Here is a 19,118-nt window from a genome sequence, read left to right as displayed (position 1 = left end):
AGCCGCCCGCTTTGAGCCGCCCGCTTTGAGCCTTCCGCTCCGTCAGGGGCGGGCGCTCTGAGCCAGCGACCCGTCCAGCATGGTGACGGCGGTGCCCTTGAGCAGGACCCGCTCGCCCTCCAGGTGGAGCCGGATCGTCCCGCCCCGCCGGGAGACCTGACGGGCGACCAGAGTGTCCCGGTTCAGGTGCGCGACCCACAGCGGCAGCAGCGCGGTGTGCGCGCTGCCCGTCACCGGGTCCTCGCCCACGTCGACGCCCGTGCCGAACCAGCGGGAGACGAAGTCGTACCCGCTCGCCTCGGGCTCGTCGGCGCGCGCGGTGACGATCACCCCGCGCGGGATGCCGACGTCCACGAGCGCGGCCAGCCTGGTGTGGTCGGGGCGCAGCGCCCGGACGGACGCCTCGTCGACGAACTCAAGCATCAGGTCGCCGAGCGCGCCGGTCTGCCACACGCCGATCCACGCGTCCGAGCCGAGCGCCTTCGCGAGCTCGGCGGGCGCGACGCCGGGCTTCGGCTGGTTGGCGGGGAAATCGAGCGTGATCGCGCCGTCCTCGGCGACCGTGGCCCGCAGCTCCCCGCTGTTCGATTCGAACACGACCTCGCCACCCGGCCCGACCAGCCCGTCACTCGCCAGCGCGTGGGTGGCCGCGAGCGTGGCGTGCCCGCACAGGTCCACCTCGACGGCGGGGGTGAACCAGCGGATCGCCCACCGCCGCTCGCCCAGCGGGCGGAGGAACGCGGTCTCGGAGAGGTTCATCTCCGCCCCTACCTTGGCCATCCACCCCTCGTCCGGCCAGGGCCCCTCGGGGAGCAGGCACACGGCCGCCGGATTTCCGGCGAAGGGCTCGTCGGTGAACGCGTCGATGATCCTCATCCTCATGCCGCGAGCGTATCGCCGCCCGCCACGCCATCGTCCCTCCGGCTCGGCGTTCCCGCTGCCCAGGTCAGCCACCCGGGCACCCGCATCCGGCCCCGCCCGCGGACAGCACCACGACGGCGACGAACACGGTGACACCCAGCAGCGCAGTCCCCAGCGCGAGCGGCGTCACCCCGGCCCGCCATCGCAGTCCCCGCCGCCGGGCCCGCCGGACCGAGAGGGCCGTCGTGGCGACAGCGAGGAGGAGGAACGGTGTTGCCCCGGCGAGCGCGTGGTCGTGCGGCCGGCGCACCCGTCGCCTCAGGAACGCCTGGCCGGGCTGCGGAGTGCCCGGCCCGTGAGGGTGCTCAGTGGCCGCCGGTGGGGCGGTCGCAGCTGGCGTGGTCGGGGTAGCCGCCGAAGGCGTCCGCGCGGGTCGTGTCGCGGTCCAGCGTCCCCTCCACGCAGACAGGGGACTTGTCGACGGTGACGAGGAAGTCGTTCCCGTACACCTCGACGGCGCCGGCGGGGTAGCCGAGGGCGACGAGTGCGCTGCGGATGCTGCCGGGGTCGAAGTCGCCGTGCTTGCGCAGCGGTTCCAGTGCGAGCCGGATGCGCGTGACCGCGGCGAGCCCGTCGCAGCGGCTCTGGCCGTAGAGCGGGAACGGGTCGTCGAAGCCGTGGTTCTCGGCGTAGTGGTCGTCCGGCGGCCCGGGTGGGGTCTCGACCGGGGACACCGTCGACTTCGGTGACGCCGTCGCTGACGGATGCTCACCAGGGCAGAGGAAGTTCGACGGCGCACTCGTCGGTCCGGTCCTGGCCACCGCGGTGCCCGACGCCCCCGCGGTCACCACGTCCGTCCCGCGCTGCGTCCCACAGCCCGCCACCAGCAGGACGGCGCCCACGGCCAGCGGTGCTGTCCTGCGCCGGGCCGCCCGCATGATCATCGTCATGGGTCGATCCTCCCGCGCAATCGCCCACCGGCCATGAGTACGCGTACTCACTTCGGAGCGGCCAGGCCGTCGCGGAGAAGGGCGAGCGCGCGCCGGATCTCGGCGAGGTCGTAGGCGGGCCCGAGCGGATGGGGAGTCCAGCCGGGGTTGAGCACCCGGACGGGTGTGACCAACTGCCGCCCGGAGGCCAGGTGCAGCACGATCGCGTCGCTGCGGCTGGGGTCGTCGGGGCGGCTGATCCGCCGGTACGGGGCCGTGGTGACCGCGACCAGTTCGGCGCGCGGGAGCGTGTGGGTGCGCCAGGCCGAGCGGACCCGCACATGCTGTGGGCCGAGGTAGAGGCCGGCGCGGTAGAGCCGGATCATCAAGACCGCGATCAGCCCGAGGCCGAGCGAGGCCGCGCCGTCGATGGCCAGGTCCCCGGCGCTCTGCGGCGTCTCTGCCAGTCCGGCCGCTGCGAGCGCGGCGAACAGCGTCCACGGGCAAGCCGCCCACAGGCACTGGAGCTGACGACGATGTGCCGGCGTGATCCGCCGCAGTCTCTTCCCCATGGTCCCCCCGACCGGCCTGTCTCCCGCCCAGTGCGTCCGGCCAAGGATGCCCGGGGTGCACCTGTTCCAGCCACCCGCTGGGCTTCTCCCGCTCAGTCTTTCCTGCTCGGCCCCTCCCGAGCTGATGTCCACCCGGCGCAGTGGTGCTCAGCCGCCACCCCACAGCTGCTCGGCGAGCGGACTGCGGGCGTAGAGGACCATCCGGCCGTGGCGCGCGCGGGTGACCAGGCGGGTCGCCGTGAGCACGGCGAGGTGCTGGCTGACCGCGCCCGGGGTGACGTCGAGGCGGCGGGCGAGCTCCGTGGTGGAGGTCGGTTCCGACAGCAGCGCGAGCAGCCGGGCCTTCGGCACGCCGAGGAGGAGTTCCAGGGCCCGGGGGGTCGGCGGTGGCAGCGCGGAGGCGGCCATCGTGCCCTGGCCGCGCGCCGGATAGCTGATCATCGGAGGCAGGCTCTCGTCGATGCTCGTGATCGCGCCGCGGGCGAAGAACGTCGGCACGAAGACCAGACCGCGCCCGTCCACGACGACGTCGGCGTCGCCCGATCCCCAGTCGCGGCGGATCGTCAGATCGCCGTCCGACCAGCTCATCCGGCCGTCCAGATCGGCGAAGACCGCGGCAGCGCCGCGCTCGGCGAGGGCGCGGGAGCGGTGCACCATGTCGGCGTGCAGCACCGAGCGGGCGCGCGGCCACCACTCGGGCGCCAGGCAGCGCTCCCAGTACGCCTCGACGGCGTCGACGATCCGGGCCAGCAGCGACGCCGGGTCGTCCAGTCCGGCGGCGAGGACTGCGGGGATCTCCCGATCGTGCGGAAGGTAGGTGGCCGCGAGCTCGGCGTGGAGCCGCTCCGGAGGAAACGCGCGTACGACCGCGAGTTCGGTGTGGAAGTCGGGGAACGGCGTCGTGGGGCGCGGGGTGAGGAAGTCGGGGACGTAGCGGTTGCCCGAGACGAGCGCCCGCAGGACGGCCGTGTCCAGCCGCTCGAACTCGGGCCGGATCCGCTCGAACCAGTGCGTCTGGTGGACGTACACGCCGGGGTGGGTCCACATCCGGAGGCTGAGCGCGGCCTCGTGAATCGGCGAGCAGGCGAACGAGGCGGTGGCCAGATCCCGCAGGCCGAGCCGGAATCGGTGCATTTGGCCCCCCATCTTTGAGGCCCACCCTAAATGAATACCGACGAGTACTCGGTGCACGGTCTGATCGGCGCATGACCGCCACCACCGCCCCGCCGCACACTCGCCCGCCGCTTCTGACCCGCGTCCTCCACGACGACCGGATGGTCCGCCGACTCGCCGGGATCACCCTCGTGAACACGCTCGGCAACGGGCTCTCCATGACGCTGGCGGTGCTCTTCTTCACGCGGGTGCTCGGCTTCGGCGCGGCCCAGGTGGGACTCGCGCTGACGGCTGCGGGCCTGTGCGGGGTACTCGCAGGCGTGCCGGCCGGGCGGTTGGCGGACCGTTACGGGGCCAAGCCCGTGCTGCTGACGCTGGTCGCGGTCCAGGGCGTCGGGACCGCCGCCTACGCCACGGTGCACAGCTTTCCGGTCTTCCTGCTGCTGGCCTGTCTGGTGACCACGGTCGACCGCGGCTCGTCGGCCGTACGCAACGCCATGTACGCCGAGATCCTGCCGTCGGACCGCCGGGTCGAGGGCCGCGCCTATCTGCGGTCCGTCACCAACATCGGTATCGGTGTCGGCACGTGCCTCGCCGGGCTGGCCCTGCAGGCCGACACCCGGACCGCCTACTCCGTCGCCATCCTGGCCGACGCGGTCACGTTCCTGGTCGTGGTCGTCCTGTTCGCCGTCGTGCTCCCGGCCCCGGCGCGCCGATCGGACCTTGCGGCGGCCGGCCGGCGCGAGCCGAACCCCGCGTTGCGGAACGTGCCCTACCTGGCCGTCACCGCGCTCAACGGCCTGCTCTGCCTGCAGTTCGCGATGATCGAGGTGGGCGTCCCGCTGTGGATCGTCCGCGAGACCAGCGCGCCCCGGTGGATGGTCTCCGGCGGACTGCTCGTCAACACCGTCCTGGTGGTCCTGCTTCAGGTACGGGCCACGCGCGGAACCGACCGGCCGGACGTGGCGATTCGGGTCTGCAGGCGTGGTGGGCTGCTGCTGACGGGCTCGTGCGCGGTCCTCGGGCTGGCCCACGGCCTGCCGGCGGCGGCGGCCGCCCTGGTGCTGGCGGCGGGCATCGGCTTGCAGGCCCTCGGTGAGGTGCTCAGCCAGGCGGGCGGCTGGGCGCTCAGCTACGACCTCGCGGCCGAGGGCCACCACGGCGCCTACCAGGGCGTGTTCAACACGGGCCAGTCGGCGGCGATGATGCTCGGTCCGGCGGTCGTCGCCTGGCTCCTGGTCGGCCACGGCCTGCTGGGCTGGACTCTGCTGGGCGCGCTCTTCGCGGCGTCCGGTCTCGCCATGGGCCCGACCGTCCGCTGGGCGCAGCGCGCCGGCCGATCCTCCGTGGACGTGTAAAAGCCCCCTCACCCCAGGGTCACAGTTGCCCGCGGGTCGATCTCCTGGCCGCCGGAGCATGCGGCTACCCGCGACCGTGCGGCCGGAACGCGAACGCGTACCGGCCGCACGGTCGCCGTCGTCCTCCGTGGGAGCGCTGTTCAGCCGCGGTACGCGGGCAGGCCGGTGGCGGCGCTCACCCGGGTGGGGGTGTGGTTGCCGGTGGCTGGGATGGTGTAGGTGCCGTTCGGAGCCCGGAAGGCGATGGTGGTTCCGTCGGGCGAGAAGGTCGGCTCGGTGTAGTTGGTGGTGGTGTTCGGGGTCAGGTCCCTGGCGGCGCCGGTGGTGACGTTCTCTTCGAACAGGTGGTCGTGCCCCCTGACGGAGCGGACGAAGACGACCTCCTCACCGTTGGGGGAGAGGCTGGGCTCGGAGCCGCGACCGAGCGACGTCACCTGTCCCCGCAGGTAGACGTCCTCGATGTAGACGTCCCCGGTGCGGGTGTTGTCGTAGGCGAAGGAGCCCTTCTTCTCGGGGTCCTTCGACACGTTGCCACCCGCATAGGCCCAGTTGGAGCCGTTCCAGGCGATGAACACGCTCGGCTTGGCGTTCACCGCCGTGACCCCGACCCACTCCAACTGGCTGGAGGTCCTGGTGGCGGCAGTGAAAACGATGTTGTTGCCGGGGTAGTAGCCAGCCGGTTTGGTCGGCGAGGTCTCCCACGTGGGGTGGGAGAAGACGGTGCCGGCCGGATGCCTGACGGCGATCACGCGGCCGGTGCCGTTGGCGTTGGCCGTCTCCAGGTTGCCGTTGCCGTCGACGAAGACGGCCCTGGTGCCGGACGGGTTCCAGGCGAGGTCACGGACATCGGTGTGGAAGTCGACCCACTTGCCGTTCATGTCGACCCACGGGCTGCCGTTGCTGATGGTCAGTACGCCCCCGTGGGCGGCGCGCGGGGTGGATGCGGGCGCGGCGGATATCGGTGCGGCGGCCGCGATGCCGGGCACCAGCGCGGCGGCGACGGCGATGGCGGCGGCGAGGGCCGCGCGGTGGCTTCGTGGAGCGGACATGGTGGCGGTACCCCCCAAAGACGACTGGCTCAGGACGTCGCTGGAGCCGCTCGGCCGCGTTCAGGCACCTGCGCCAGACGCCCGTTCGACTGGTCGTCGATCCCCGCGATGAGAGAAGTCTGGCGGCCGAAGGTCCTGGCGCCGTGTGCCTGCTGTCACAGCACGGCAACACAGGGTGCTCCGCCGGGCCTCTCTCTCGGGGAGTTGTCGATAGGGGTTGTCGAACGACAGTTACCGATATATCGTTGATGCATCGAGACAGTCGCTGGACTGTCGTCGAGATCAATCATTCATGTCCCAAGCAAGAGAAGGAGTTCGATCATGCGAACCCGACACCACTTCGATCCGAGGAACAGCAATGGAAGGGGCCCTGGTCGGCCCGCGTTCGGGGAGTTCGGGCCGCCCGGGTTCGGGGGGCCGGGGCCGTTCGGGCCCGGCGGGCCCGGGTTCGGGCCGTGGGGCCACAAGGGCCGTGGCGGCCGGGGCCGTCCCGGTGGGCGGGCGCGGCGTGGGGACGTGCGGGCGTCGCTGCTCGCACTGCTCAAGGAGCGCCCGATGCACGGCTACGAGATGATCCGCGAGATCGCGGAGCGCTCCGGCGGCAGCTGGCGCCCCAGCCCCGGCTCGGTCTACCCGACTCTGCAGATGCTGGACGAGGAAGGCCTCATCACCAGCGCCGAGGACAGCGGCAAGAAGCTGTTCTCGCTCACCGAGGCGGGCCGCGCCGAGGCCGAGCAGGGTCCGGACGCGCCGTGGGAGGAGGCCGAGCAGGGCGAGCACTGGGAGGTCGTCCGGGAGTTCGGCCGGGCCGGTGGCGCCGTCAAGGACGCGCTGCGCCAGGTCGTGATGACCGGCACCCCCGAGCAGCGGGCCAAGGCGCTCGCCGTGCTCGCGGACACGCGCAAGCGGCTCTACCTCATCCTGGCCGACGCGGACGCGGAGCCGGCTCCGGCGGACGCCACCCCGGAGGACCGGGGCTGAGGTGCGCGGCCCGTGGTGGCCGTGACAGCAGCCGGTCCACGTGGCGGCGGCGCAGCCCCTGCCCCGGCTCGACCGGCAGCAACAGCACATCGCTGCGCTCCGCGTAGCGGCGCAGCAGGCGCGGCGGGATCAGGTCGTCCACCCAGGCGAACGGCCGTCCCGCCGCGTGCCGCACGATCGGTGCGAAATCCCCGTCCGGTGCCCCGGAGTTGGGGCCTCCGCAGGCGACCCACGGCAGGGCCGGCAGGCCCAGCAGCGGCGCGATGCAGTGGTTGGCCCACGCCTCCCAGGTGCTCGCCCAGGCGAGCTCGTAGACCTCGGCCAGCTCCCGCAGCCACTCCCCGTGCGCCGCGCTGAGCAGCACCTCGCTGCGCAGCAGCAGGTGCCGGGTGTAGCCGCTCCCCGGCCGCGGGCACACGGGGTTGAGGACCCCGTCCACGTCGAGGTAGAGCAGCGGCTTCGCGGGTGGTGGGACCAGGGTGGTCAGCTGGGTGCTCCTGTGCCGGACGGGGAAGGCGGAGAGGGCGGAAGGGGCGGAGAGGCGGGACACTACGCGGAACGGGTGAGTTCCACGTGGTGTTCGACGGCCGAGCGGCCGGTGTGGTTGCAGCCGAATGGGGGTGCCGGCGCGCGGCGCGCGCCTGTGGACACCCCTGCGCGCCCGTGGCACACGCCTCGCGCGCCCCGAGCGTCGGCGCAGGTCAGCCGCGCACGGGTGGCCGAGGGCGGCGCGATGCCGGCGCGATACCGGCGCCGGACCATGGGAAGATCGTATCTGTGGGTTGACGAATGGTCACCCTGCGCAGCAGACTGCCCGGGCAGCCCTCGTGCGCCCAGAGCGGACGACCGGTTGCCTCTCGACCGACCCTCAAGCAGCGCTTGACCCCGTTCGAGCACACTGACCAACTGCAGCAACGGCCGGACGGCGTGTCGTCGTCCGTACCGTTCGAGGCCCTCGGCCTGTGTCGCCCTCTCGCACGACCCTCACGGTGGAGACCCGTTGCCCCCTGAGCCCCTCCGGACCGCCGCGCGCCGGGACGAACCCGTCACCGCCGGAACGCTGGCGGTCGTGGCCGCCCGCGCCCGACGGCGCGCCCTGCGCGCCGGTGACGCCGAAGTCGACACCGGCCACCTGCTGCACGCGCTGCTGGAGAGCGACGACTCCGCGCTCGGTGTCGCCGCGCCGCTGCCAGTGCAGGCCACGCGACTGATGGGCTACCTGGTCCAGCGCAGTATCGGCTTCGGGAGGCTGTGGCGGTTCGGCGAGGGCGTCACTGATCGCGAGCGGGAACGCTCGGCGGGTCTGGCCTGGAGCACGACCGCGGCGGGCGCGCTGGCCCGCGCGGGGCGTGGGGGAGGCGGGACGGTCCTCGATCTGCTGCGCGAGCTGGCGACGGTCTCGGACTCGCGGGCGTCGGAGATCCTCCGCGGCGCGGGCATCGACCCGGCGGCGGTGGTCCAGCGCTGCCGGGCGGCGTAGCCGCACCATCGCTCCCGCAGGTAGGTGCACCACCTCTCCTGCACGTAGGTGCACCACTCAGGGGCGCGGGGCTCTGCCGATGTGCGGCTCCTCCCCAGCCTTCGGCCGGGAGGTGCACCAGAGGTGCCCCCTGCGTGGGCGCGAGCAACCCACCGAGGCGGATGGCCCTGTTCGATCGGGACCATCCGCTCATCGGTGGGTTGTCGCGCAGTTCCCCGCGCCCCTGAGGTTCTGCGACTGGCTGTGTCGCGCGAACAGATAGTTATGCCGACTGGCCGCCGTCGACGGGCGGGGGTGCCTGGTCGTCGACGCCGAGCTGCTGCTTGGCCTGGCTCTGGGCCTTGTCGACCTGGCTCGCGTACTTGCCGCCGGTCTTCTCGTCGATCATGTCTCCGGCCTTGTCCACGGCCTGCGAAGCCTGGCTCTCGTGGCCCTTGAGCATGCCTTTGACCTTGTCGAGAACGCTCATGTCGGAAACGCTCCTCCCGGATAGCGGTCCTCCCACCTTGCGCCGCACGGTCGTGCCCCGCCACTCGGGTGGCGGGGCACACAGGCCGGACGCACGCTGGGCGCATGAGCGAAACCGAGCCTCCGGTGCAGGTCGGACCGTATGCGGACGACCATCAGTACCGGCTGATCTCCTTCTGTGGAGCGCACCACGTGCCAATGTCCCGGCCGCAGTTCGAGGAGCGGATGGGTGAGGACTACCCGGGCGAGGATCCCTACGACAGCGAGCTGGTGACCTGGACCGACCGCCCGGGGGAGTGGCCCGGCGAGTAACGGCCCCGCCGGGCTCGGGGGATCACCGGGGGGATCACCCGGGGGATCAGTTGAAGACGTCGTTCATCGGCGTGGCGTAGGCGTCGTTCTGGGTCATCGACGCGAGCCCGAGCGCCGCCTCGACGGTGCGGGCGGTGCTGTAGTGGTCGTAGCGGGTGGCGATCCGGGCGCCGGCCTTGACCGTGCCGGGGGAGCCGAGCACGAAGGTGGCGACCTGGTTGGTCTGGCCGGGGCCGAAGCCGCCGGGGAGGTTGTTGCCGTCCTCGTCCCAGGTGATCACCAGCAGTGAGCGCTGGCTGGTCCAGGCCGGGGAGCTCAGGATGGCCGGCAGGGTGTTCTTCAGCCAGGTGTCACCGGCGGAGACGCCGCAGGACTCCATGTCGTTGCAGTCGTCGGCGGCGAGCCAGGCGAAGTTCGGCGTGGTGGCCGTGGACGCGAGGTCTTTCGACAGCTGCGTGAGCGGCCGCCAGTGGGCCTGGCAGTAGGCCGCGTTGTTCTTGACGTCGGAGAAGTAGCCGAAGGGCGCGTCGTCCGGGTAGTAGTACCCGTGCGTCGTCTGGTCGCAGTTGCCGGTGGCGCCGTCCGTGTACTGCTTCCACGTCCTGCCGGCCTGGTCGACCCGGTCGGCCAGACTCGGGGTGGTGTAGGTGCAGGTGGCGATGCAGTTGCTGGTGCCGCCGTTGCCCGCGCTCTGGCCGAAGGTGCTGCCGCCCGCCAGCGCGAGGTAGTTGGGGTCGGAGTTGTGCACCACGGCGTGGTAGTTCGTCAGCAGCGCGGCGCTCGAGGCGAGCCCGTTCAGGTAGGGTGCGGCGGCGTTGCCGATGATGCCCGCGCCGCCGTCGACGGTGTTGCTGGTCGCGGAGTAGTTCTCGTTCTCCATGTAGACGACGAACACGTGGTCGAACCCGGGCACGGTCGAGGCGGGCGCGGCCAGGACCGGGGCGGGGAGCGACGGGCTGACGGTCAGTGAGAGGCCCTGTGCGTAGCCGTCCGTGGTGCCGCCGCTGGTCCAGGTGAACTGGAGGTCGAGGCGGATGGAGCGGGTGCCGGCCGGGAGGGTGCCGGTCGCGGTGCGCTGGAGGAACTCCGTGCGGCTCTTGCGGTCTGTGGCGGTGACGGGGCCGATCTGGCTGGTGCCGAGGGAGGCGCCGGTCGCCGACTGGAAGGTGGCGACGAGCGCGGCCGTGTCGTTCTGCTTGCCGAAGCCGCCGAGCCAGCCGGAGAGGTCGTAGGTGGCGGTGCCGGCGTCGATCGTGGTTGCCGCGGCCGAGACGTCGGCGGTCTGGGTCAGCGTGCCGTTCCCGCGGGTGCCACCGGTGAAGTAGCCGGTGCCGGCCTGCGCGCCCGGCGTCGAGGCGCCGGGGAAGCCGCCGTTGTTGGTGTAGCAGACGACGTTGGGGTCGCCCGCGGTGACGGTCCAGCCGGGGTCGGTGGTCTCGTCGTAGCCGGAGCCGGAGCAACTCGCGTTCTGGCCGCTGCCGTCGAGGACCAGATTGGTGCCGGTCGCGGCGTGGGCGGCGGGCGCGGCGCCGGCGAGACCGAGCAGGGCGGCGAGCAGGGCGAGCACGAGCGCGGTGGGGCTGAGGCGACGGCGCGGGCCGCTGGATGGGGTGGACCGTGGCTGCGTGGACATGGCTTCCTCTCCGCCGGAGGGGTGCTGGCGCCCGCAGTCTGACGTGTGGCGGTCAACCCCGAGAAGCGGCAGGAGGCGAACAGACGGAGAACTACGCGCGAGTGTCCTGTTCCCACACCAACGTGTTGATGCTCCGTCAAATAACTTTCGTCACAGTGGACGTCGTCACGGCAGAGCCGCCACCGCCGGAGACGCGGTTGGACGCGATCACACGGGAGCAGTTCGTCGGATCGACCGGCTCGCTCGCCGACCAGCCGGACGCGCGGGCGAGTTCGCCTCCGCCATCGTGGAGTTCTGGACCAGCACCGACCCGGCCGCGCCGGGGAACTGGTGGGCGGGCGAGCCCCGGTTCTGACCCGTCCGGGATCGGCCGGCGAAATCGCCGGCCGAACCGGAACCGAGGGCCCGCGCGCCCCACCGCCGCACGCCGTCAGCCGGCGGCTCACTGCTCGCGCAGACCCCAGGGGGAGCCGTACTCGTTCAGCAGGTCCAGGAACGGACGGGGTGCGAAGGCCTCCGGGCCCAGCACGCCCTGGCCCGACCAGGCGCCGCCGGCCAGCAGTTCCAGCGCGACGACGGGGTTGATCGCCGTCTGCCACACCACGGCCTGGGAGCCGTACTCCTGCATCGACCACTGGTTGTCCACCACGTGGTAGAGGTAGACCTCGCGCGCGGCGCCGTCCTTGGTGCCCTTGACCCAGGTGCCCGCGCAGGTCTTGCCGTGCATCAGCTCGCCCAGCGTCGCCGGGTCCGGCAGGGCCGCGGCGACCACGTCGCGCGGGGAGACCTGGACGGGGCCGTCGGCGGAGCGGACGGTCAGCGGCTCGGTGCGGTCCAGGCCGAGGGCGTGCAGGGTCTTCAGCTTCGAGATGAAGTCCTCGCCGAGGCCGTACTTGAAGGTGACCCGCTTGGCGTCCACCCAGCGCGGGACCAGCAGGACCTCCTCGTGCTCGACGTTGACGCACTCCACCGGGCCGATGCCGTCGGGGAAGTCGAAGACCTCGGGCTCGCTGAACGGCGGCGTGGTGAACCAGCCGCGGTCGGCCTCGTAGACGACCGGCGGGTTCAGGCACTCCTCGATCGTGGTCCAGATGTTGAACGAGGGCGCGAACTCGTACCCGTCGACGGTCAGGTTGGCGCCGTCGCGGATGCCGATCTCCTCGATCTCGTCGAAGAGCTCGTCCGCCGCGTAGCGGGCGAAGACGTCGGACAGGCCGGGCTCGACGCCCATGCCGACCAGTGCGAGGCGTCCGGACTTCTCCCACTCCCCGGCGCGGGCGAACTGCTCGTCGCCGAGCTTGACGCCGGTCAGCGCGTGCGGCTGCTCCGGGTGCGGCCGGGACAGGGACATCGCCATGTCCAGGTAGTGGGTTCCGGCGGCGAGTGCGGCCTCGAACAGCGGCATCACGAAGCGCGGGTCCGTCGCGTTCACGAGCACGTCGCAGCGCTCGGCGCGCAGCAGGGTGGCGACGGCCTCCTGGTCGCTCGCGTCGACGCGGGCCGCGCTGAAGCGCTCGGCCTGTGCCTCGCCCAGGGCGGCGACGGCCGCCTCGGCACGGGCCAGGTCGTAGTCCGCGACGACCATGTGGGTGAGGAAGGGACGGCGGGCGGCGATCCGCGTGATCGCGGTGCCGACGCCTCCGGCGCCGACGAGCAGCACGCGCATGAGGGTCTCCTGGGGTTCGGGGAGCGGTGGAACAGGGCGGTTGAGCGGCCGCTGACCTGATGAAACGCCTCCGCGCACACGAACGTCAACCGCGTTGGCATAAGGCCGGGCGTGGCGGCTACGCTGGCCGCATGGCGAAGACGGCGGTCCCCGAGGAGCAGCGGCGCAGACGCCGTCCCACCAAGCAGGGGACGGTGCTGACCCACGAGCTCATCGTGGACACCGCCCTGCGGATGCTGCGCGAGCACGGCGCGCAGGGATTCACCGCACGCCGCCTCGGCCTCGCGCTCGGCGCGGACGCGAGCACGGTCTACCGGTACTTCGCCGGGCTCGACGAACTCACCCGCGCCATCGGGGACGAGCTGATGCACCGCGCGATCCGCGGCTGGCTCCCCGGCGGCGCCTGGCGCGCCGACCTGCGCGACCTCGGCCTGCGCATCCACGCGTCCTACCTCGCCCACCCCCAGGCGGCGGTCCTGGCGGCGAGCCGCGTCAGCGGCAGGGCGCACGAGATCGCCGCCGACGAGGCCGTCCTGGGCGTGCTGCGCGGCGCGGGCTTCCCCGATCCGGCGGCGGTCCGGATCTACCACGTCTTCATCGACCAGAGCCTGGCCTTCGCGGCGCTGGACGCGGCCTCGCTCGCGCTCCCGGCGGAGGCCCGCGAGACGGACGAGGCCGTCTGGCGCGCGACCTACGCGCGCCTGCCCGCCGACACCCACCCCAACATCGCGGCCACCGCGGGCCTGCTCGCGCAGCGCATGAACGCGAGCGCGTATCCGGCCGCCCTCGACCTCCTCCTGGCCGCCGCGGCGGCAGAGCTGGCCGGGGCCTGACCCGCGCGGCGGGGGCGCGACCGGCCGGGGTCAGGTCAGGTGGTCGGTCAGCCAGGCGGCGATCATCGGGATGACCTCGTGGAGCTTGGAGGCCGCCACGTGCCCGGTGCCCGGGACGAGCCGGACGTCGGTGGCCCGGCGGCCCTCGAAGAGCAGGGTGTCGGTCTGCGTCACGTGCACGTCGTCGGCGCCGTTGACGGCCAGCATCGGGCAGTTGAGGTCCTGGGCCAGCAGCGCGTCGAGCGGGAAGTCGACCATCAGGGCCAGGACCTCCTCCAGCTCGGGGCGGCGCTCGAAGCCGAGGGTGTTCTCGAAGATGTCGGCCATGCCGAACATCAGCCGCTGGAGGTTGCTCTCGGTGAACGAGTCGCGCACCGGGCCGCCTTGGTCGACGGCCGCGTCGACGGCGCCGGAAAGGCCGGAGCGCGCGGCGAAGTAGCCGCCCATGGAGAAGCCGAAGTGGCCGACCCTGCCGTTGCCGAGCGCACGGGCGTGCCGGATCAGCCCCTGGACGATCTCGAACCCGCCGGAAGCGGTCAGCGGGACCCGCGACTCGCCGGTGCCGGGGAGGTCGAACGCCATGACCTGGACCCCGCCGTGCAGCACGAGCTGCACGAAGAGCGGGTGCAGGTCCATCTTCCACGAGTCCAGCCCACCGCTGGCGACCAGGACCGGGCGGCCCGAGGGGCCGAGCAGGTGGACGGGGACGGGCGTGGTCGATCCCCCGTAGGGGAGGTCGAGCACGCGGCGCTCGAAGGGCACCGGGAAACCGGCGGCGGCGCGCTGGTACTGCTCGATCTGCCGCGACAGGGCGGTGCGCTTGGCCTCGTCCGCGAGGACCGGGAACTTGGCCCACCCGTAGGCGAGGTAGGCCAGGTCGTGACGGCCCGCGCCGGCGTACCCGGAGGCGAGACGGGTCCACTCGTGGACCCAGCCGCCGGGCTCGTCTGCCCACATGTCCTTGACCGCGCCGCGCACGGCGGTGACGTCCGCCGCCGGCAGGCCGAGATTGACCATCTGCGGGTACCGCTCGTCGAACAGCTCGTAGGCGGCCATCGGCCACTGGTATGCCATCGGCGTCTGCTCCTGGGGTGTGGATCGAGAAGGCGTCCTCGCCTCCAGTTGAACCGATCCGCGCGATCATGGCAAACCAGCAAATACGTTAATCTGTAGGGTAGTTGAATCGCATTTCGATCTAGCTCCCGGCCTCCAGGGCGGCGCGGAGCTCCCGTTGCGCCGCGTCCAGACTGCGCTGCGCGGTGGCCAGGCGGGCCGGGTCGGGCTCGTTGAGGTGCCAGCCGATCTCGTGCAGCGCCTCGATGACGCCGCTCATCGCCCGCAGGGCGGGCCCGTTCGCGGCCATGGTCTCCCGGTTCGTGTTGAGCAGCAGCCAGTTGGAGCCCGCGACCAGGTTGGTGAGGTGCACGCGCCGGCGCAGCGGCGCCTCGTCCTCGGGAGTGTCGTGGTGCTCGATGTGGTCGCTGCGGTGCGCGGGGGCGTCGTCTGTCATGGCCGCAACCCTAGGACCTCCCGCGACCGGACTGGTGATCTTCGGCGTTCACCCTTTCCGCACACGCGATTTGACGCACACTTGGTTCATGGCGCAGACGACTCCGGACCCGGGGAAACCGTACGGCGGCCTGTGGACGCCGCCCGAGAAGTACCTCGCGCCCGGCTGCAAGGGAGTGGATCCGGGCGAGTCGCACACCTGTACCGTCGGGGTTCGGGTGATCGGCGGCAAGCTGCACGGTTGTGAGCACGAGTGCCACGACATGGAGGTGGCCCGGCTCAAGGCCGTCTCACTCCGTTTCGGCGAGACGGTCACCTGAGCCGGGCCACCACGGCCGGGCGGGGGTGTCAGCCCATCTCCTCCAGGGACTTGCCCTTGGTCTCGCGGATGCAGAAGTAGACGAACGGGATCGACAGCACGGCGAAGCAGGCGTAGATCACGTACGTGGCCGACAGGTTCCAGTCCGACATGGTCGGAAAGCTCACCGTGATCAGCCAGTTGGCGATCCACTGAGCCGAGGCGGCCACGGACAGCGCGAGTGCCCGGATCTTGTTCGGGAACATCTCGCCCAGCAGCACCCAGACCACCACGCCCCAGGAGAACGCGAAGCAGAGCACGTAGACGTGGGCCGCGACGAGCGCGACCGTCGCCTGGGTGTCGGCCAGGTGCGCGTTGGTGCCCTTGCCGACCCGGTAGGAGAAGGCCCAGGCCGCCATGCCGAGGGTGACCGCCATGCCGGCCGAGCCGACCAGCGCGAGCGGTCTGCGCCCGATGCGGTCGACCAGGACGACGGCGATCACCGTGCCGACGATGTTGACCAGCGAGGTGGAGACGGAGATCAGCAGCGAGTTGCTCGCGTTGATGCCGACGGACTGCCACAGCAGCGACGAGTAGTAGAAGATCACGTTGATGCCGACGAACTGCTGGAACACCGAGGCGCCGATGCCGATCCAGACGATCGTCTGAAGGCCGAAGCGGCCGCCCAGCAGGTCCCGCATCTTCGGCTTGTGCTCGGTGGCCATGACGTGCTGGATCTCGCCGATCCGCGCGTCGACGTCGGTGCCGGGCGCCTCCACGTCGGCGAGGACCTTCTTGGCCCGCGTCAGGTCGCCGGAGGAGATCAGGTAGCGCGGCGACTCCGGGATGGCGAGCGAGAGCAGGCCGTAGAGCAGCGCCGGGACGGTCTCCGCGCCCAGCATCCACTGCCACGCCTGGATGCCGGCCAGGTGGTCGTTCGGGTTGCCGCCGGCGGCCTGGTTCAGGGCGTAGTTGATGAGCTGGGAGATGAAGATGCCGAGGACGATCGCGGCCTGCTGGAACGACGCCAGCCGTCCGCGGACCGCGGGTGGGGCGACCTCCGCGATGTAGGCGGGTGCGACGACGGACGCGATGCCGATGGCGATGCCGCCGATCACGCGCCACACGCCGAGCATCACGATGTTGGGCGGGAACATGGTGCCCAGGCCGCTGGCGAAGAAGAGGATCGCGGCCAGCTGCATCACCTTGATGCGCCCGAAGTGGTCGGCCAGCCAGCCGGCGCCGACGGCGCCGACGGCCGAGCCGAGGAGGGCGGCGGAGACCACGAGCGAGGTCTCGCCGTTGCCGACCTGGAAGTGGTGCTGGATGCCGGTCACCGCACCGTTGATGACGGCGCTGTCGTAGCCGAACAGGAAGCCGCCCATCGCGGCGGCGGCCGCGATGAAGACGACGTGCCCGAGGTTGCCCTCAGCGGAGGCTGTCGAGGAGGCTCTCGTGTTGGACAGGGCTGCTCCCGGGGTGCGCGGCGCGGATGGTCCGTCCGGGCAGCGTAGGCAGCGCGCGCGGCGGTTCCGGCGAGGCACGACCGAATCCGGTACGACAAACACCCGGTCAGCCCCGTGGGGACGCGTGCCGTGACGGAGGGTTACACTCCCGTCGGCCCCGCCGCGTGAGGCCAGGAAACAGGAGTCGCAGGATGTCCGGACGCTCGACCCCCGGTGCGGCCGCGCGCCCCACCCGCCGGGCCGCCCTCGAGCTGTGGATCAACGCGTACCCCTGGTGGCAGGAGCTTCCGGTCATCTGGTTGCTGCTGGTGGCCGCGATGGCCCTCGGAACGGTGGCTGCCGCCCTCGCCCAGGGCGAGGCCGCCGCGCTGCCGCGCAACCTCTTCGACATCCCGACGGCCGCGGCCGTCATGGCGTCGGCCCTGACGGGGGTGCGGCGGTGGAAGCGGCGGTGCGACCGGAAGGAGGACGTCGACTGACGCTGCCTTCGGCGGGAGGTGCCCCTGAGGTGGCCTCAGCGTGCGAGGCGGGTGGCGACGGCGGCGTCGCCGGGGAGGGCGCGCTCGGTGAGGCCCGTGCGGACGCGGGCGGCGAGCTCGTCGTCCTTCTGGAAGTCGTACTTCGCCTTCGCCCGGACCTCTTCGATCCGCAGGCGCAGCAGTCGGATCGAGGAGAGCATACGGCCGAACGGTCCTTCGCCCGGGATGATGGGCTCCGCCTTCGACTCCGGCTGGAAGCGCGCGAACTGGCGGGCGAGCAGCGCGCCCTTCTCCGCCGGGTCGTCGACGACCGTGCCGGCGCCGATCAGCTGCACCGAGCTGTAGTAGCTGGTGGGCACCCCGTGGTCCGGGTCCATGTCGGGCGTGGCGCGCCAGGTGCCCGGGATGAACGCGTAGTCGTCGGTGACGGCGAGGGTCAGCCGCGGGTTCGCCGCGAGAGCCTTCCAGAACGGGTTCGGGCGGGCGAGGTGGAGCACGACCTCGTCGCCGCCCTCGTACAGGAAGTGTGTGGGGACGAGAACCGGCGACGCGCCGTCGGTGCCGTTGACGGCCAGCGTGCCGAAGTCCCGGGCGGCGAGCCACGGACGCCAGGTGTCCTCGTCGGCCTGGTCCCACGGATGAATCAGCATGGAGGTCCTCGTGTTGACGGTGCTGGCGGTCGCGTTTGAACTAGTGCATAATCTGCTTTGTGCTAGGAGATTATCGGATCACGGCCCGTCGTGCCACTGAGATCGCCGCCGAGGTCGAGGGCCTTGTCGCCTCCGGCGCGCTCGCGCCCGGAGCCGCGCTGCCGCCGCTGCGCGACCTCGCGGTCGAGCTCGGCGTCAACCCGAACACCGTCGCGGCCGCCTACCGGCTGCTGCGCGAACGCGGTGTGATCGAGACGGCCGGCCGCCGGGGCAGTCGCGTGCTGCCGCGCCCCGCCCTCACCCCGCGCGACTACGCCGCGCTGGAGATCCCCGTCGGTGTCCGCGACCTCGCCGACGGCAACCCCGACGTCCGCCTGCTGCCCGACCCCGCCGCCGCGCTCGCGGCGGCGGGGCGTGGCACGGCGCCCGGCGCCGGTCGGTACGGGGGGCCGGAGGTCGATCCGGGCCTGCTGGCCGTCGCCCGGCACTCCTTCGCCGGTGACGGCCTGCCCGCCGACGCGATCGGCGTCGCCTCCGGCGCGCTCGACGCGCAGGAGCGGATCTTCCAGTCGTGGCTGCGTCCCGGCGACGCCGTCGCCGTGGAGGACCCGGGTTGGGGGAGTCTGTTCGACCTGCTGCCCGCCCTCGGCCTGAAGCCGCAGCCGGTGCCGGTCGACGACGACGGCATGACCGTCGAGGGCCTGCGCGCGGCGCTGGCCGCAGGTGTCCGCGCGGTGGTGGTGACGGTCCGCGCCCAGAACCCCACCGGCGCGTGCCTCGGTGCGGAGCGCGCCGAGGAGCTGCGCGCGCTGCTGGCCGGGCATCCCGAGGTGCTGCTCGTCGAGGACGACCACGGTCACGGCATCGTCGACCAGCCCTACCGCACGTTGTCCGTGGCTCCGGACGGCGCGGCGACGGTCCGCCGCTGGGCGGTGGTCCGCTCGGTCGCGAAGTCGCTCGGCCCCGATCTGCGGGTCGCCGTCGTGGCGGGGGACCGCGACACGGTCGACCGGGTCCGCGGCCGGCAGCGCCTCGGTGCGGGCTGGGTCAGCCACCTGCTGCAGCGCACGGTGGCGACGCTGTGGGAGGCCTACGAGCCCGCCCCGACGGCGGCGTCGTACCGTGCCCGCCGCGACGCCCTCATCACCGCCCTGGCCCGTCACGGAGTCCCCGCGCACGGCCGCAGCGGCTTGTACGTGTGGATCCCGGTCGCCGACGAGACCTCGGCGGTGGCCGGCCTCCTCCAGCGCGGCTGGGCCGTCTCTCCGGGCGGGCGCTACCGCCTCCATACCAGCCCGGGCCTGCGCCTGACCGTCTCCACCCTGGACCTCCCGGACTGCGAGCCCCTCGCCGCCGACATCGCCACCGTCCTCCGCCGCCGCGCGGGTGCCGCCCGCGGCGTTTAGCCCCGCGCCCCTGGGTGGTGCAACCACAGGTGGGAGCGACAGCAGGCCCTTGTTG

At 72.3% G+C, this 19,118-nt stretch carries 22 protein-coding genes; 8 read left to right on the top strand and 14 right to left on the bottom strand.

From position 1 onward, the window contains the following. Positions 1-42: 42 nt before the first annotated feature. The 5 genes from ABH931_RS32670 to ABH931_RS32650 form a co-directional block, all read right to left on the bottom strand. Positions 43-882 carry a PhzF family phenazine biosynthesis protein gene (locus ABH931_RS32670; protein ID WP_370121477.1) on the bottom strand — a complete coding sequence of 280 codons (840 nt, stop codon included), beginning with the start codon at positions 880-882 and terminating at the stop codon, positions 43-45. 64 nt (positions 883-946) lie between these two features. After that, positions 947-1,171 carry a hypothetical protein gene (locus ABH931_RS32665; RefSeq protein ID WP_370121474.1) on the bottom strand — a complete coding sequence of 75 codons (225 nt, stop codon included), beginning with the start codon at positions 1,169-1,171 and terminating at the stop codon, positions 947-949. 55 nt (positions 1,172-1,226) lie between these two features. Then, entirely contained in the window at positions 1,227-1,811 is a 585-nt protein-coding gene (locus ABH931_RS32660) for a hypothetical protein (protein ID WP_370121472.1), read from the bottom strand. Between the two features lie 47 nt (positions 1,812-1,858). Next, positions 1,859-2,362: a hypothetical protein gene (locus tag ABH931_RS32655; RefSeq protein ID WP_370121470.1), complete on the bottom strand. Its 504-nt coding sequence runs from the start codon at positions 2,360-2,362 to the stop codon at positions 1,859-1,861. Between the two features lie 147 nt (positions 2,363-2,509). Further along, positions 2,510-3,496, bottom strand: coding sequence for a DUF5937 family protein (locus ABH931_RS32650; protein ID WP_370121468.1), 987 nt, complete (start codon positions 3,494-3,496; stop codon positions 2,510-2,512). A gap of 71 nt (positions 3,497-3,567) precedes the next feature. Between ABH931_RS32650 and ABH931_RS32645 the strand changes: the two genes are divergently transcribed. Next, the gene (locus ABH931_RS32645) at positions 3,568-4,833 is read left to right on the top strand and encodes an MFS transporter (protein WP_370121465.1); all 1,266 of its coding nucleotides are present in this window, start codon (positions 3,568-3,570) and stop codon (positions 4,831-4,833) included. 140 nt (positions 4,834-4,973) lie between these two features. On the opposite strand, the gene ABH931_RS32640 is transcribed toward ABH931_RS32645, so the two are convergent. Further along, the gene (locus tag ABH931_RS32640) at positions 4,974-5,882 is read right to left on the bottom strand and encodes a TolB family protein (RefSeq protein ID WP_370121462.1); all 909 of its coding nucleotides are present in this window, start codon (positions 5,880-5,882) and stop codon (positions 4,974-4,976) included. A gap of 321 nt (positions 5,883-6,203) precedes the next feature. Here ABH931_RS32640 and ABH931_RS32635 point away from each other — a divergent pair, with 321 nt between their 5' ends. Continuing rightward, positions 6,204-6,863, top strand: coding sequence for a PadR family transcriptional regulator (locus tag ABH931_RS32635; protein ID WP_370121459.1), 660 nt, complete (start codon positions 6,204-6,206; stop codon positions 6,861-6,863). On the opposite strand, the gene ABH931_RS32630 is transcribed toward ABH931_RS32635, so the two are convergent. Further along, the gene (locus ABH931_RS32630) at positions 6,799-7,413 is read right to left on the bottom strand and encodes an HAD domain-containing protein (RefSeq protein ID WP_370121456.1); all 615 of its coding nucleotides are present in this window, start codon (positions 7,411-7,413) and stop codon (positions 6,799-6,801) included. The genes ABH931_RS32635 and ABH931_RS32630 overlap by 65 nt on opposite strands. A gap of 450 nt (positions 7,414-7,863) precedes the next feature. Here ABH931_RS32630 and ABH931_RS32625 point away from each other — a divergent pair, with 450 nt between their 5' ends. After that, entirely contained in the window at positions 7,864-8,343 is a 480-nt protein-coding gene (locus ABH931_RS32625; RefSeq protein WP_370121453.1) for a Clp protease N-terminal domain-containing protein, read from the top strand. A 262-nt stretch (positions 8,344-8,605) separates the two neighbouring features. Here ABH931_RS32625 and ABH931_RS32620 read toward each other — a convergent pair whose 3' ends face one another. Beyond that, positions 8,606-8,812 carry an antitoxin gene (locus ABH931_RS32620; RefSeq protein WP_370121450.1) on the bottom strand — a complete coding sequence of 69 codons (207 nt, stop codon included), beginning with the start codon at positions 8,810-8,812 and terminating at the stop codon, positions 8,606-8,608. Positions 8,813-8,916: 104 nt separating this feature from the next. On the opposite strand from ABH931_RS32620, the gene ABH931_RS32615 reads away from it, so the two are divergent. Continuing rightward, positions 8,917-9,123, top strand: coding sequence for a hypothetical protein (locus ABH931_RS32615; protein ID WP_370121447.1), 207 nt, complete (start codon positions 8,917-8,919; stop codon positions 9,121-9,123). 46 nt (positions 9,124-9,169) lie between these two features. Here the strand turns inward: ABH931_RS32615 and ABH931_RS32610 are convergent, their stop codons facing one another. Continuing rightward, complete coding sequence (locus ABH931_RS32610; RefSeq protein WP_370121445.1) at positions 9,170-10,756, bottom strand: alkaline phosphatase family protein; 1,587 nt, start codon at positions 10,754-10,756, stop codon at positions 9,170-9,172. Positions 10,757-11,198: 442 nt separating this feature from the next. Beyond that, positions 11,199-12,422, bottom strand: coding sequence for a saccharopine dehydrogenase family protein (locus tag ABH931_RS32605; protein ID WP_370121442.1), 1,224 nt, complete (start codon positions 12,420-12,422; stop codon positions 11,199-11,201). Positions 12,423-12,553: 131 nt separating this feature from the next. On the opposite strand from ABH931_RS32605, the gene ABH931_RS32600 reads away from it, so the two are divergent. Beyond that, on the top strand, positions 12,554-13,255 hold the full coding sequence (locus ABH931_RS32600) for a TetR/AcrR family transcriptional regulator (RefSeq protein WP_370121439.1): 702 nt from the start codon (positions 12,554-12,556) through the stop codon (positions 13,253-13,255). 30 nt (positions 13,256-13,285) lie between these two features. Here the strand turns inward: ABH931_RS32600 and ABH931_RS32595 are convergent, their stop codons facing one another. Beyond that, the gene (locus ABH931_RS32595; protein ID WP_370121436.1) at positions 13,286-14,329 is read right to left on the bottom strand and encodes an alpha/beta fold hydrolase; all 1,044 of its coding nucleotides are present in this window, start codon (positions 14,327-14,329) and stop codon (positions 13,286-13,288) included. A 121-nt stretch (positions 14,330-14,450) separates the two neighbouring features. Next, entirely contained in the window at positions 14,451-14,765 is a 315-nt protein-coding gene (locus ABH931_RS32590) for a hypothetical protein (RefSeq protein ID WP_370121433.1), read from the bottom strand. Between the two features lie 88 nt (positions 14,766-14,853). Here ABH931_RS32590 and ABH931_RS32585 point away from each other — a divergent pair, with 88 nt between their 5' ends. Next, the gene (locus ABH931_RS32585; RefSeq protein ID WP_370121430.1) at positions 14,854-15,084 is read left to right on the top strand and encodes a hypothetical protein; all 231 of its coding nucleotides are present in this window, start codon (positions 14,854-14,856) and stop codon (positions 15,082-15,084) included. A 28-nt stretch (positions 15,085-15,112) separates the two neighbouring features. Here the strand turns inward: ABH931_RS32585 and ABH931_RS32580 are convergent, their stop codons facing one another. Further along, a complete protein-coding gene (locus tag ABH931_RS32580; protein WP_370121533.1) occupies positions 15,113-16,528 on the bottom strand; it encodes a sugar porter family MFS transporter in 1,416 nt (471 codons plus the stop codon). Between the two features lie 191 nt (positions 16,529-16,719). Between ABH931_RS32580 and ABH931_RS32575 the strand changes: the two genes are divergently transcribed. Continuing rightward, positions 16,720-17,007 carry a hypothetical protein gene (locus tag ABH931_RS32575; protein WP_370121427.1) on the top strand — a complete coding sequence of 96 codons (288 nt, stop codon included), beginning with the start codon at positions 16,720-16,722 and terminating at the stop codon, positions 17,005-17,007. A gap of 35 nt (positions 17,008-17,042) precedes the next feature. Here ABH931_RS32575 and ABH931_RS32570 read toward each other — a convergent pair whose 3' ends face one another. Continuing rightward, positions 17,043-17,657, bottom strand: coding sequence for an FMN-binding negative transcriptional regulator (locus tag ABH931_RS32570; RefSeq protein ID WP_370121424.1), 615 nt, complete (start codon positions 17,655-17,657; stop codon positions 17,043-17,045). 59 nt (positions 17,658-17,716) lie between these two features. On the opposite strand from ABH931_RS32570, the gene ABH931_RS32565 reads away from it, so the two are divergent. Then, positions 17,717-19,063: an aminotransferase class I/II-fold pyridoxal phosphate-dependent enzyme gene (locus ABH931_RS32565; protein WP_370121421.1), complete on the top strand. Its 1,347-nt coding sequence runs from the start codon at positions 17,717-17,719 to the stop codon at positions 19,061-19,063. Positions 19,064-19,118: the final 55 nt, after the last annotated feature.

The organism is Streptacidiphilus sp. MAP12-33, assembly GCF_041261265.1.
In the GTDB taxonomy this organism is placed as follows: Bacteria; Actinomycetota; Actinomycetes; order Streptomycetales; family Streptomycetaceae; genus Streptacidiphilus.
The sequence above is the reverse complement of the archived record's forward strand: the minus strand, read 5'-3'. Positions and strand labels throughout refer to the sequence as shown.

What these genes read in the sequence shown, in the direction of transcription:
- ABH931_RS32610 (WP_370121445.1), bottom strand. Translation starts at nt 10,756, where the DNA reads ATGTCCACGCAGCCACGGTCCACCCCATCCAGCGGCCCGCGCCGTCGC.
- ABH931_RS32640 (WP_370121462.1), bottom strand. Translation starts at nt 5,882, where the DNA reads ATGTCCGCTCCACGAAGCCACCGCGCGGCCCTCGCCGCCGCCATCGCC.
- ABH931_RS32570 (WP_370121424.1), bottom strand. Translation starts at nt 17,657, where the DNA reads ATGCTGATTCATCCGTGGGACCAGGCCGACGAGGACACCTGGCGTCCG.
- ABH931_RS32635 (WP_370121459.1), top strand. Translation starts at nt 6,204, where the DNA reads ATGCGAACCCGACACCACTTCGATCCGAGGAACAGCAATGGAAGGGGC.
- ABH931_RS32615 (WP_370121447.1), top strand. Translation starts at nt 8,917, where the DNA reads ATGAGCGAAACCGAGCCTCCGGTGCAGGTCGGACCGTATGCGGACGAC.
- ABH931_RS32575 (WP_370121427.1), top strand. Translation starts at nt 16,720, where the DNA reads ATGTCCGGACGCTCGACCCCCGGTGCGGCCGCGCGCCCCACCCGCCGG.
- ABH931_RS32595 (WP_370121436.1), bottom strand. Translation starts at nt 14,329, where the DNA reads ATGGCATACCAGTGGCCGATGGCCGCCTACGAGCTGTTCGACGAGCGG.
- ABH931_RS32670 (WP_370121477.1), bottom strand. Translation starts at nt 882, where the DNA reads ATGAGGATGAGGATCATCGACGCGTTCACCGACGAGCCCTTCGCCGGA.
- ABH931_RS32650 (WP_370121468.1), bottom strand. Translation starts at nt 3,496, where the DNA reads ATGCACCGATTCCGGCTCGGCCTGCGGGATCTGGCCACCGCCTCGTTC.
- ABH931_RS32620 (WP_370121450.1), bottom strand. Translation starts at nt 8,812, where the DNA reads ATGAGCGTTCTCGACAAGGTCAAAGGCATGCTCAAGGGCCACGAGAGC.
- ABH931_RS32605 (WP_370121442.1), bottom strand. Translation starts at nt 12,422, where the DNA reads ATGCGCGTGCTGCTCGTCGGCGCCGGAGGCGTCGGCACCGCGATCACG.
- ABH931_RS32600 (WP_370121439.1), top strand. Translation starts at nt 12,554, where the DNA reads ATGGCGAAGACGGCGGTCCCCGAGGAGCAGCGGCGCAGACGCCGTCCC.
- ABH931_RS32660 (WP_370121472.1), bottom strand. Translation starts at nt 1,811, where the DNA reads ATGACGATGATCATGCGGGCGGCCCGGCGCAGGACAGCACCGCTGGCC.
- ABH931_RS32645 (WP_370121465.1), top strand. Translation starts at nt 3,568, where the DNA reads ATGACCGCCACCACCGCCCCGCCGCACACTCGCCCGCCGCTTCTGACC.
- ABH931_RS32655 (WP_370121470.1), bottom strand. Translation starts at nt 2,362, where the DNA reads ATGGGGAAGAGACTGCGGCGGATCACGCCGGCACATCGTCGTCAGCTC.
- ABH931_RS32585 (WP_370121430.1), top strand. Translation starts at nt 14,854, where the DNA reads ATGGCGCAGACGACTCCGGACCCGGGGAAACCGTACGGCGGCCTGTGG.
- ABH931_RS32590 (WP_370121433.1), bottom strand. Translation starts at nt 14,765, where the DNA reads ATGACAGACGACGCCCCCGCGCACCGCAGCGACCACATCGAGCACCAC.